The 12,072-nt window shown below is 71.4% G+C and carries 11 protein-coding genes; 6 read left to right on the forward strand and 5 right to left on the reverse strand.

Annotation, left to right across the window (positions count from 1 at the left end; genetic code table 11):
* Positions 1–11: 11 nt before the first annotated feature.
* The gene (locus ACF073_RS15095) at positions 12–713 is read right to left on the reverse strand and encodes a class I SAM-dependent methyltransferase (RefSeq protein ID WP_392069949.1); all 702 of its coding nucleotides are present in this window, start codon (positions 711–713) and stop codon (positions 12–14) included.
* Between the two features lie 83 nt (positions 714–796).
* The gene (locus tag ACF073_RS15100; protein ID WP_392069951.1) at positions 797–1,393 is read right to left on the reverse strand and encodes a DUF3043 domain-containing protein; all 597 of its coding nucleotides are present in this window, start codon (positions 1,391–1,393) and stop codon (positions 797–799) included.
* Positions 1,394–1,714: 321 nt separating this feature from the next.
* Here ACF073_RS15100 and ACF073_RS15105 point away from each other — a divergent pair, with 321 nt between their 5' ends.
* Complete coding sequence (locus tag ACF073_RS15105) at positions 1,715–2,494, forward strand: PspA/IM30 family protein (protein ID WP_392069953.1); 780 nt, start codon at positions 1,715–1,717, stop codon at positions 2,492–2,494.
* A 31-nt stretch (positions 2,495–2,525) separates the two neighbouring features.
* Positions 2,526–2,804: a hypothetical protein gene (locus tag ACF073_RS15110; RefSeq protein WP_392069955.1), complete on the forward strand. Its 279-nt coding sequence runs from the start codon at positions 2,526–2,528 to the stop codon at positions 2,802–2,804.
* Positions 2,805–2,822: 18 nt separating this feature from the next.
* On the opposite strand, the gene ACF073_RS15115 is transcribed toward ACF073_RS15110, so the two are convergent.
* Complete coding sequence (locus ACF073_RS15115) at positions 2,823–4,193, reverse strand: DUF3616 domain-containing protein (protein WP_392069956.1); 1,371 nt, start codon at positions 4,191–4,193, stop codon at positions 2,823–2,825.
* Between the two features lie 183 nt (positions 4,194–4,376).
* On the opposite strand from ACF073_RS15115, the gene ACF073_RS15120 reads away from it, so the two are divergent.
* The 3 genes from ACF073_RS15120 (at position 4,377) to ACF073_RS15130 (ending at position 9,588) form a co-directional block, all read left to right on the forward strand.
* Complete coding sequence (locus ACF073_RS15120; RefSeq protein ID WP_392069958.1) at positions 4,377–5,606, forward strand: sensor histidine kinase; 1,230 nt, start codon at positions 4,377–4,379, stop codon at positions 5,604–5,606.
* Entirely contained in the window at positions 5,603–6,283 is a 681-nt protein-coding gene (locus ACF073_RS15125; protein ID WP_392069959.1) for a response regulator, read from the forward strand. The genes ACF073_RS15120 and ACF073_RS15125 overlap by 4 nt, the downstream gene beginning before the upstream one ends.
* A 203-nt stretch (positions 6,284–6,486) precedes the next feature.
* Positions 6,487–9,588, forward strand: coding sequence for an efflux RND transporter permease subunit (locus ACF073_RS15130; RefSeq protein WP_392069961.1), 3,102 nt, complete (start codon positions 6,487–6,489; stop codon positions 9,586–9,588).
* Between the two features lie 91 nt (positions 9,589–9,679).
* Here ACF073_RS15130 and nadA read toward each other — a convergent pair whose 3' ends face one another.
* Entirely contained in the window at positions 9,680–10,864 is a 1,185-nt protein-coding gene (gene nadA / locus ACF073_RS15135) for a quinolinate synthase NadA (protein WP_392069963.1), read from the reverse strand.
* A 262-nt stretch (positions 10,865–11,126) separates the two neighbouring features.
* On the opposite strand from nadA, the gene ACF073_RS15140 reads away from it, so the two are divergent.
* Positions 11,127–11,483: an iron-sulfur cluster assembly accessory protein gene (locus tag ACF073_RS15140; protein WP_030582488.1), complete on the forward strand. Its 357-nt coding sequence runs from the start codon at positions 11,127–11,129 to the stop codon at positions 11,481–11,483.
* 106 nt (positions 11,484–11,589) lie between these two features.
* On the opposite strand, the gene ACF073_RS15145 is transcribed toward ACF073_RS15140, so the two are convergent.
* Positions 11,590–12,072: IS5 family transposase (locus ACF073_RS15145; RefSeq protein WP_392069965.1), on the reverse strand; the 483-nt coding region annotated here is incomplete at its 5' end.

A 12,072-nucleotide genomic window follows, 5' to 3' on the forward strand; every position in this document is an offset into this window, starting at 1 on the left:
CCCCGAACAGCTCAGCCGCGTACTCCGCACAGATGCAGCAGCGCCGCCACCCCGCGGTAGGGATCCGTGCGCCCGGCGCGCTCCTCCACCGCGAGCAGCGTCTCCAGGTCGGCCGGGACCGCCGCGTCGTCCGCCGCCGTGTCCGTGAAGACCCGGACGCCGTACCAGGCGTGCAGCGGGGCGGCGATGCCGTCGAGCGTGGCCGCGAGGGAGGACAGCCGGTCGGCCCGGACGTCCAGGCCGAGCCGGTTGCGATAGGCGGTGGTGTCGAAGGCGGACAGGGCCGACGACCAGTCGCCGCCCAGGCCCGGCCGCATGGCGAGCGCGTCGCCGTTGCGGACGAGCAGGGAGAGCAGACCGCCCGGCGCCAGCATCCGGGCCAGGCCCGCCACCAGCGGATCGGGCTCCTCGACGTACATCAGGACGCCGTGGCACAGCACGACGTCGAAGCTGCCCGGCAGGAAGTGCACACCGGTGTCCCGCCCGTCGCCCTGCACCAGGCGGACCCGCTCCCGGATGCCCTCGGGCTCGCGGGCCACGGCCTCGCGGGCAGCGGTGATCATCGTGGTGTCCTGCTCGACCCCGGTCACCTGGTGGCCGAGCCGGGCCAGCCGCAGCGCCTGCGTGCCCTGGCCCATGCCCACGTCGAGCACCCGCAGCCGCTGTCCGACCGGGAACCGCCCGGCTATCTGCTCGTCCAGCTGCCGGGCCACCAGTTCCTGGCGTACGACATCCCGCAGGCCGCCCAGCTTGGTCAGCCAGGCATCGGCCGCGCCCCCGGTGAAAGCGTCAGCGCTCAGGGCCGCTCTCCGCGCTTGACCTGCGGCTTCGGCAGGCGAAGCCGGCGCATCTGCAGGGACCGCATCAGCGCGTAGGCGACGGCGCCGCGGGTGTTCTCGTCCGGGAAGCGCTCCTTGAGCCGCTTCTTCAGACGGAAGCCGCTGAACGCCGCGTCCAGCACGATGAGCACGATCACGATCAGCCACAGCAGCAGCGCGATGCTCTGGATCGCGGGCACCCGCACCACGCTGAGCACCAGGATGACCACGGCGAGCGGCAGGAAGAACTCCGCCACGTTGAACCGCGAGTCCGTCCAGTTGCGGGCGAAGCGGCGGACCGGGCCCCTGTCACGGGCCGGCAGATAGCGCTCGTCGCCGCCGGCCAGCGCCTGGCGCTGGCGCTCCAGGGCCTGCCGCCGGTCCTCGCGCTGGCGCTTCGCGGCCTCCTTGCGGGTCGTCGGCGTGTTGGCGACGCTGCGGCGCTGGGACTGGGCCTCACTGCGCTTGGGCGTGGGCCTGCCCTTGGGGGCCTGCGGGTCACGGGTCTGCTTGGAGTCGGTCACCTGCGCCTTGTCGGCGGGGGCCTTCTCTTCCTTGGCACGGCTACGGAACACAAAACCCAAGGGTACGGGCTGCACCGGCATGGACCCCAGTCCGGTGGGGAACGATCCGGCAACGCCGGACGTCTTCAGAGGGGACAGACAGGGGACAGAGGGGACACACGGGCGGCTTCCGGGGGCGTTCCGGGGGAGCCTTCGGTGGGATCACCTACTCCTTACGCCGGAGCGGTACGGACCGCAGTCGTCCTCGGGGATGAGCGCATCACCCCGCGAACAGTGCGGTAATGGAGGCAGGGCCCGTACTGTGGGTCCTGTCGCAGGATCTGTGAGCTGGAGTCCGTCAGAAGGGGGCGCGCGAAGCCCATGAGCGGTGTCATGAAGCGTATGGGGATGATCTTCCGCGCGAAGGCGAACAAGGCCCTTGACCGGGCCGAGGACCCGCGCGAGACCCTCGATTACTCCTACCAGAAGCAGCTGGAGCTGCTCCAGAAGGTGCGGCGCGGTGTCGCCGACGTGGCGACCAGCCGCAAGCGCCTCGAACTCCAGCTCAACCAGCTGCAGCAGCAGTCCTCCAAGCTGGAGGACCAGGGCCGCAAGGCGCTCGCGCTCGGCCGCGAGGACCTCGCCCGTGAGGCGCTGTCCCGCCGTGCCGCCCTCCAGCAGCAGGTCACCGACCTGGAGACGCAGCACGCGACCCTCCAGGGCGAGGAGGAGAAGCTCACCCTCGCGGCCCAGCGCCTCCAGGCCAAGGTGGACGCCTTCCGTACGAAGAAGGAGACCATCAAGGCCACCTACACCGCCGCCCAGGCCCAGACCCGCATCGGCGAGGCCTTCTCCGGCATCTCCGAGGAGATGGGCGACGTCGGCCTGGCCATCCAGCGCGCCGAGGACAAGACCGCCCAGCTCCAGGCCCGGGCCGGCGCCATCGACGAACTGCTCGCCTCCGGCGCCCTCGACGACCAGTCCGGCATGCACAAGGACGACCTGCAGGCCGAGCTGGACCGGCTCTCCGGTGGTACGGATGTAGAGCTGGAACTGCAGCGCATGAAGGCCGAGCTGGCCGGGGGCTCCCCGCAGCAGGCCATCGAGGGCGGCGCCGGTCAGGGGCAGGCCCAGCAGCAACCGCAGGACACCCCGCGCTTCGACAAGCAGTAGTCCGGGGCCGGGGCCGAGCCAGGAGGCCGACGTGATCGTACGGATCATGGGGGAGGGCCAGGCGAGGCTGGACGACAGCCACCTCGCCGAGCTGAACACGCTGGACGACGAGCTGCTCGCCGAGATGGAGAGCGGTGACGACGCGGGCTTCCGCCGTACGCTCACCGCTCTCCTGGAAGCCGTCCGCCGGCTCGGCAGCCCGCTGCCGGACGAGGCGCTGGAACCCTCGGATCTGATCCTGCCGTCGTCCGACGCGACGCTGGAGGAGGTCCGGGAGCTGCTCGGCGACGACGGGCTGATCCCGGGCTGACCCGGGCGGGCCCCCGGGTCAGCCCAGGGTGAACCAGGTGGTGCGGGACTTCTGCCACTCCGGGTGGGAGAGGTCCTTCGCCTCGGTGCCGTCGCCGTAGAGGTCGGCGGCGCCGTCGTCGGTGATCAGCTGCACCCGGGCGCCGGCCGCGGTCAGGTCGGGCACCGACACCACGGACTCCCAGCCGCCCGCGTCCGCCGTCGGCAGGTCGAGCACCTTCGCCGGCTGGTGCCCGGCGACCCCGTCCCAGGAGTACAGGGCGTACGGGGCGCTGTTGTCCTCGGCCGCCCAGGACCCGGCGACGATCAGGTACTGGCCCTGGTCGTTGCGGCGCAGATCCCGGACGGAGAGCCCGCCGAGGTCCAGCTCGATCGGCGTGCCGAAGGCCGCCTTGCCGCCGCGCGCCACCTGGTCGATGTCGGTGACCGGCACGATCAGCGCCTTGCCGCCGTTCTGCGGCGGCACCAGCGGCGCGCGGAAGCCGACGTAGGCGGTCGTGGCCGAACCGGGGGCGAGGGCGAGCCCCTCGACGTTGAAGCCGTCGATCTGCTTGGGGACCTGCCCGTCGGCCGTGGCACGGGCGAAGCCGTACCGGCCGCCGTTCGCCTCGTCCCAGGCCACCAGGTCGTCGCGGAGCCGGTGCCCGGCGGTGCCGAAGGCCAGCTGGGTGGCGGCGCCCGACCCGGTGACGGTCGTGGTGAACACGGTGTTGCGGTCCGCCTTGTACTCGCCGTCCTTGTTGTTGCCCAGCGAGCCCGTCCAGTAGATCGTGTTCCCGGCGCGGGCCGCGCCCTCGATGTCGACCTCCTTGCCGGCGCCGAGCGCTTCGTCCAGGTCCCAGCCGCGCACCGGGGCGCCGGAGGCCGAACCGTCGTAGAGGCGCAGGGTGTTGTCCTCGTCGTTGGCGACGAGGAGGTACCCGCCGCCGACGTCGACGGCCGCCGAGGCGTCCGAGGCGCCGGTCAGATAGCGGGCGTCGGCGCTGTGCTGGACCGCCGGGGAGGCCGCGTAGTGCAGGGTCGTGGTGGCCGTCTTGCCGCCCAGCCCGGTCACCTTCAGGGTGAGGTCGGCGTAGCCCTGGGCGTGCGCGGTGACGGCGACGGTGCGGCTGGTGCCGGTGCCGGTGACGTGTACGTCGGCGGTGCCGGCCACGCCGCTCCTGCTGCTCCTGGTCGCGGTGACGGCCAGTGCGGAGGCGTCCGCGCCGCTCTGGGCGACGGTGACGGTGACCGCGGGGTCACCGGTGCTGCCGACGGCGCCGGACAGGTAGGCGGCCGACAGCTTGATCGTGGGGGTGCCGGGGCCGGCGGCCTGGGCGGAGCCGGCGAGGCCGGTGGCCGACACCAGCGCGAGGGCGACGGCGGACCAGAGCGAGGGGCTGGGGCGCAACGGGGTGCCTTTCGTCGGCGGGGGTGTGAATGCCGTCGGAAGGCTGGGCAGGCCCGGCCAACTGCGCGTGACCGTGGACTGTCAGAAGATCGACCGTGTGCCCAACACCTCGGGGAGGCGCCCGGGGCTCCCGCGCTCCCGGAGTCTTGCCGCCGTCCCGTGCCGGAACCGTACTGTTCCTCTGTGAGCACCCTCGAACGTGCCCGGTGCGGACTCAAGGCCCACCCGCTGGCGCTGGACGCGGCCCTCGCGACGGGCGTGCTGGTCTGCATGGTCGCCGGCTCCCTCGTCGTGCCCCGCGACCAGCACGGCGTCACCTGGAGCCTGCGCACCCCCGACGTCCTCAGCCTCGTCCTCATGCTGGCCGGCGCGGCGGCCCTGGTCTTCCGCCGCCGCACCCCCCGCACCGTCCTCGCCGTCACCGGCACGGTCTCCCTGGTCGAGTGCGTCACCGGCGACCCGCGCGCCCCGGTCACGATGTCCGCCGTGGTCGCGCTGTACACCGTCGCCGCGACCACCGACCGCGCCACCACCTGGCGGCTCGGCCTGCTCACCATGACCGTGCTCACGGCCGCCGCCATGCTCGCGGGGCCGCTGCCCTGGTACGCCCAGGAGAACCTGGGCGTCCTTGCCTGGACCGGTATCGGCGCCACCGCGGGCGACGCCGTACGCAGCCGCCGGGCGGTCGTCCAGGCCATCCGGGACCGGGCGGAGCGCGCCGAACGCACCCGCGAGGAGGAGGCCCGCCGCCGGGTCGCCGAGGAGCGGCTGCGCATCGCCCGGGACCTGCACGATGTCGTCGCCCATCACATCGCCCTGGTCAACGTGCAGGCCGGAGTCGCGGCGCACGTCATGGACAAGCGGCCCGACCAGGCCAAGGAGGCCCTCGCGCACGTCCGCGAGGCCAGTCGCAGCGCTCTCGACGAACTCCGGGCCACGGTCGGCCTGCTCCGCCAGAGCGGCGACCCCGAGGCGCCCACCGAGCCCGCCCCGGGCCTGAGCCGGCTGGAGGAGCTGGCCGACACCTTCCGCAGCGCGGGCCTGCCGGTGGCCGTGGCCCGCGCCGACGAGGGCACCGAACTGCCCGCCGCCGTCGACCTGGCCGCCTACCGGATCGTCCAGGAGGCCCTGACCAATGTGCGCAAGCACGCGGGTGCCGCGGCCAGCGCCGAGGTGAGCGTCGTCCGGGTGGGGCGCAGCGTGGAGGTCACCGTGGTCGACGACGGCGCGGGCGGGGCCGCCGCCCAGGGGGACGGCCCGGACGCCGGCGGCGGGCACGGGCTGCTCGGCATGCGCGAGCGGGTCACCGCCGTCGGCGGCACCCTGACCACCGGACCCCGCTACGGCGGCGGCTTCCGTGTGCATGCGATCCTGCCGGTCAAGACGCCGACGGCCCAGGGGGAACCCGTATGACGATCCGTGTCCTGCTCGCGGACGACCAGGCGCTGCTGCGCAGCGCGTTCCGGGTGCTGGTCGACTCCGAGCCCGACATGGAGGTGGTGGGGGAGGCATCCGACGGCGCGGAGGCGTTCTCGCTGGCCCGGGAGCACGTCCCCGACGTCGTCCTCATGGACATCCGGATGCCCGGCACCGACGGCCTCGCCGCCACCCGGCAGATCAGCGCCGACCCGGCGCTGGAGCGGGTCCGCGTGGTCATCCTGACCACCTTCGAGGTCGACGACTACGTCATCCAGGCCCTGCGCGCCGGCGCCTCCGGCTTCCTCGGCAAGGGCAGCGAGCCCGAGGAACTGCTCAACGCCATCCGGGTCGCGGCCGGCGGCGAGGCGCTGCTGTCCCCGGTCGCGACCAAGGGCCTGATCGCCCGCTTCCTCGCCCAGGGCGACGGCGGCGACGCCCCCGACCCCGCACGCTCCGAGCGGCTCGGCACGCTCACCGGCCGGGAGCGGGAGGTCCTCGTCCAGGTGGCGGGCGGCCACTCCAACGACGAGATCGCCGAGCGTCTCGCGGTCAGCCCGCTGACGGTGAAGACGCACGTCAACCGGGCCATGGCCAAGCTGGGCGCACGGGACAGGGCGCAGCTCGTGGTGATCGCGTACGAGTCGGGACTGGTCCGTCCGAGGATGGACTGATCTCCACCCGGGCGTACTGCGCGGGGAGTAGGAGCCGGATAAGGAACGGGACCTGGGGCCTACGGACCGGGCGTCCGGCATGGCTCAGGGTGGTGAGGTGGGCGCTCACCAGTGCGTCCCGTCGCCGCCGCTTCCGTCGCGGAACTCTTCCGTGCCCAGAAGCGGAAGCACTTCTGCCGCTCACAGAAGAGAGACCCTGATCCATGTCCTGGCTGTCCCGATTCAGCCTCGCGCAACGGGCCCTCGTGGGGCTCGTGTCGCTCATCGCGCTCGCCTTCGGGCTGATCGCGATACCCCAGATCAAGCAGCAGCTGCTGCCCACCATCGAACTGCCCATGGTGTCGGTGATCGCGCCGTACCAGGGCGCCTCGCCCGATGTGGTCGAGAAGCAGGTCATCGAGCCGATCGAGGACAACCTCCAGGCCGTGGACGGCGTCACCGGCGTCACCTCCACCGCCAGTGAGGGCAACGCCGTGATCATGGCGTCCTTCGACTACGGCAACGACACCCAGCAGATCGTCGCCGACGTCCAGCAGGCCGTGAACCGGGCCGGCAACCAGCTCCCGGACGATGTCGACCCGCAGGTCGTCTCCGGTTCCACGGACGACATCCCGACCGTCGTCCTCGCCGTCACCTCCCAGAAGGACCAGCAGGCCCTCGCCGACCAGCTCGACACGACGGTCGTGCCGGCCCTGAAGGACATCGACGGCGTCGGCCGCGTCCAGGTCATGGGCGTGCGTGACCTCCAGGTCGCCGTCACCCCCGACGACGCGAAGCTGGCGCGGGCCGGCCTCACCGCCGCCGCCCTCGGCCAGGCCCTGCAGGCCGGCGGCGCGACCGTCCCGGCCGGCTCCTTCGACGAGGACGGCGCCAACCGCACCGTCCAGGTCGGCGGCGGCTTCACCTCGCTGAAGCAGATCAAGGACCTGATGGTCACCGGCGAGGCCGGGAAGAAGCCCGTGCGCCTCGGCGACGTCGCCACCGTCGAGCAGCGCCCGGCCCCGGCCGACTCCATCACCCGCACCGACGGCAGGCCCAGCCTCGCCGTCAACGTCACCATGGACCACGACGGCAGCGCGGTCTCCATCTCGGACGCGGTCAAGGACAAGCTGCCCGGTCTGCGCAAGGACCTCGGCTCCGGTGCCCGGCTCACGGTCGTCAGCGACCAGGGACCGGCCGTGTCCAAGTCCATCAAGGGCCTGACCACGGAGGGCGCGCTCGGCCTGGTCTTCGCGGTCCTGGTGATCCTGGTCTTCCTGGCCTCGATCCGCTCCACGCTGGTCACGGCCGTCTCCATCCCGCTGTCGGTCGTCCTCGCCCTGCTCGTGCTGTGGACGCGCGGCCTGTCGCTGAACATGCTCACGCTGGGCGCGCTGACCATCGCCATCGGCCGGGTCGTCGACGACTCGATCGTGGTCCTGGAGAACATCAAGCGGCACCTCGGCTACGGCGAGGAGCGCAAGGAGGCGATCCTCACCGGGGTGCGCGAGGTGGCCGGCGCCGTCACCTCCTCCACCCTCACCACGGTCGCCGTGTTCCTGCCGATCGGCCTGGTCGGCGGCATGGTGGGCGCCCTGTTCGGCTCGTTCAGCATCACGGTGACGGCGGCCCTGCTGGCCTCCCTCCTCGTCTCGCTGACGGTCGTACCGGTCCTGTCGTTCTGGTTCCTGCGCGCACCGAAGGGCACCCCGGAGGACGCGGCGGAGGCCCGCCGCAGGGCCGAGGAGAAGGAGGCGAACAGCCGCCTGCAGCGCGCGTACGTGCCCGTCCTGCGGTTCGCCACCCGGCGCCGGTTCACCAGCGTGCTGATCGCGATCGTCGTCCTGGTGGTCACGTTCGGCATGTCCGGCCTGCTGAAGACGAACTTCTTCGACCAGGGCGAGCAGGAAGTCCTCACCGTCAAGCAGGAGTTGAAGCCCGGCACCAGCCTGGCGGCCACCGACGCGCAGGCCAAGCGGGTCGAGAAGCTCCTCGCCTCCACCAAGGGCGTCAAGGACTACCAGGTCACCGTCGGCTCCTCCGGCTTCATGGCGGCGTTCGGCGGCGGCACCGACACCAACCAGGCCAGCTACCAGGTGATGCTGACGGACGCGGCGTCCTACGACGACGTCCAGCAGCACCTCGAGGACGGCCTGAAGAAGCTGAAGGGCGCCGGTACCACCACCGTGTCGGCCGGCGACGGCTTCGGCAGCCAGGACCTGAGCGTGGTGGTCAAGGCGTCCGACGGGCAGGTGCTGCGGACGGCGGCGGAGCAGGTCCGCTCCACGGTGGCCGGCCTCGACCACGTCACGGACGTCACCAGCGACCTCTCGCAGAGCGTGCCGCGGATCTCGGTCAAGGCGAACGCCGAGGCGGCTGCCGCCGGGTTCGACGACCAGAAGCTGGGCGCCGCGGTGGCCCAGGCCGTGCGCGGGACGACGGCGGGCAAGGCGATCCTCGACGACACCGAGCGGGATGTCGTCGTGCGCTCGGCGAAGCCGGCGACCACGCTGGCCCAGCTGAAGAACCTGCGCCTCGGCCCGGTGAAGCTCGGCGACATCGCCACGGTGAAGCTGGTGGACGGCCCGGTGTCGATGACCCGGATCGACGGCCGGCGCGCCGCGACGATCACCGCCAAGCCGACGGGTGACAACACCGGCGCGGTCAGCTCCAAGCTGCAGTCGAAGATCAAGGCCCTGAAGCTCCCGGCGGGCGCCACGGCCGAGATCGGCGGTGTCAGCTCCGACCAGGACGACGCGTTCAAGAACCTGGGCCTGGCCATGCTGGCGGCGATCGCGATCGTCTTCATGCTGCTGGTCGCGACCTTCCGCTCGCTGGCCCAGCCGCTGATCCTGCTGGTCTCCGTCCCGTTCGCGGCGACGGGCGCGATCGGCCTGCTGGTCGCCACCGGTACGCCGATGGGCGTGCCCGCCATGATCGGCATGCTGATGCTGATTGGCATCGTGGTGACCAACGCGATCGTGCTGATCGACCTGATCAACCAGTACCGGGCACAGGGCCACGGTGTGGTGGAGGCCGTGATCGAGGGCGGCCGGCACCGGCTCCGCCCGATCCTGATGACGGCGCTCGCGACCATCTTCGCGCTGCTCCCGATGGCCCTGGGCGTCACCGGCGAGGGCGGCTTCATAGCCCAGCCGCTGGCCGTGGTCGTCATCGGCGGTCTGATCACCTCGACCCTGCTGACCCTGCTCCTCGTCCCGACGCTCTACGCGATGCTGGAGCTCCGCAAGGAGCGCCGGGCGAAGAAGCGGGCGGCGAAGCGGCAGCAGGAGCCGGAGCGGGCACCGGAGCCGGCCGGCGTGTGACGGCGGCAGCCTCCCTGTGACGGCGGCAGTCCTCGTGTGACGGCATGGCGAAGGGCCGGGTCCCCTGCGGGACCCGGCCCTTTCGCGCGCGCTACGGCAGCGCCAGCATCCGCTCCAGCGCCAGCTTGGCGAACGCCTCCGTCTCCTTGTCGACCTCGATCCGGTTGACCAGGTTGCCCTCGGCCAGCGACTCCAGGGTCCAGACCAGATGGGGCAGGTCGATGCGGTTCATGGTCGAGCAGAAGCAGACCGTCTTGTCGAGGAAGACGATCTCCTTGCCCTCGGGGGCGAAACGGTTCGCCAGGCGGCGGACCAGGTTCAGCTCGGTGCCGATGGCCCACTTCGAGCCGGCCGGGGCCGCCTCCAGGGCCTTGATGATGTACTCGGTCGAGCCGACGTAGTCCGCCGCGGCCACGACCTCGTGCTTGCACTCGGGGTGCACCAGGACGTTCACGCCGGGGATGCGCGCGCGGACGTCCTCGACCGAGTCCACGCTGAACCGGCCGTGCACGGAGCAGTGCCCGCGCCACAGGATCATCTTGGCGGCGCGCAGCTGCTCCGCCGTCAGCCCGCCGCCCGGCTTGTGCGGGTTGTAGACCACGCAGTCGTCCAGGGACATGCCCATGTCCCGGACGGCGGTGTTGCGGCCCAGGTGCTGGTCCGGCAGGAACAGCACCTTGTCGCCCTGCTCGAAGGCCCAGTCGAGGGCGCGCTTGGCGTTGGACGAGGTGCAGACGGTGCCGCCGTGCTTGCCGGTGAACGCCTTGATGTCCGCCGAGGAGTTCATGTACGAGACGGGCACCACCTGGTCGGCTATGCCCGCCTCGGTGAGCACGTCCCAGCACTCGGCGACCTGCTCGGCCGTGGCCATGTCGGCCATGGAGCAGCCGGCCGCGAGGTCGGGCAGGACGACCTTCTGGGCGTCGGAGGTCAGGATGTCCGCCGACTCGGCCATGAAGTGCACACCGCAGAAGACGATGTACTCGGCCTCCGGGCGCGCGGCCGCGTCCCGGGCCAGCTTGAAGGAGTCACCCGTGACGTCCGCGAACTGGATGACCTCGTCGCGCTGGTAGTGGTGGCCGAGCACGAAGACCTTGTCGCCGAGCTTCTCCTTGGCGGCGCGGGCGCGCTCCACCAGATCGGGGTCGGAGGGCGACGGCAGGTCACCGGGACACTCGACGCCCCGCTCGCTCTTCGGGTCGGCGTCACGGCCGAGCAGCAGCAGGGCGAGCGGAGTCGGCTGCACGTCGAGCTCCGGGGTCTGGGCGGTGGTCACGACACACACCCTTTCTACTTTTCGTCTAACTGACGCTATCTATCATAACCTCTTCACGTCACTTTGACGATGGCCATAACGTCCATGTGACGTGAATCCCGCCCGGGGGCTTTCCGGGGCGCTGTCCGCCTTCCGGGGCGTGTGCGAGCATGAAGCGACACGAAAAAACCGCGACAACGCGCACCCGGAGCGGAATGAATCCGCGCAAGTGCCGGTTGCAGTCTTCGGCAAGCAGTCTCCGTACAACCCGGGAGAGATGTAGATGTCCGTATCGGACGAGACCAGCACCGTCACCGACGGCATCATCCTGTCCGACGCCGCCGCGGCGAAGGTCAAGGCCCTGCTCGACCAGGAAGGCCGTGATGACCTGGCCCTGCGTGTCGCCGTCCAGCCCGGTGGCTGCTCCGGCCTGCGCTACCAGCTCTTCTTCGACGAGCGCTCCCTGGACGGCGACGTCGTCAAGGACTTCGGCGGTGTCAAGGTCGTCACCGACCGCATGAGCGCCCCGTACCTGGGCGGCGCCTCCATCGACTTCGTCGACACCATCGAGAAGCAGGGCTTCACGATCGACAACCCGAACGCGACCGGCTCCTGCGCCTGCGGCGACTCCTTCAGCTGAGCCGACGAGCGCCCGCCGGCACCTGCTGACGGACTGAGAAAGGCGGCGGCCCCCGCAGGGGGACCGCCGCCTTCGCGTGGTGCGCCCTAGGTTCTGTCGTCAAATGTCACGCCCACATCAGGAGTGAGGCGAGGGTGACGGCTGCTTCGTAAGACTCAGTGGTCTTGTCGTACCTGGTAGCGATCCCGCGCCACTGCTTCAAACGGTTGAAGCACCGTTCCACGACGTTGCGGTGTTTGTATGCCTCGCGGTCGAAGGCTGGCGGGCGGCCTCCCCGGCTGCCCCGCCGGGCTCGGTTGCGGATCTGGTCGGCCCGTTCGGGAATTGTGTGCGGGATGCCGCGGCGGCGGAGCCAGGTGCGGATCGCCTTCGAGCTGTAGCCCTTGTCGCCCAGGACGTGATCGGGCCGGACGCGGGGCCGTCCCGGCCCGATCCGGGGCACCCTGATCGCTTCCATCACGGCGGTGAACCGGGTGCAGTCGTTGGTGTTGCCGCCCGTCACCACGAAGGCGAGGGGACGGCCCCGGCCGTCGCAGGCGAGGTGAATCTTGCTGGTCAGACCGCCTCTGGACCGGCCGAGAGCTGGGTT

This window comes from Streptomyces sp. NPDC015171 (assembly GCF_043079545.1).
Classification (GTDB): Bacteria; Actinomycetota; Actinomycetes; order Streptomycetales; family Streptomycetaceae; genus Streptomyces.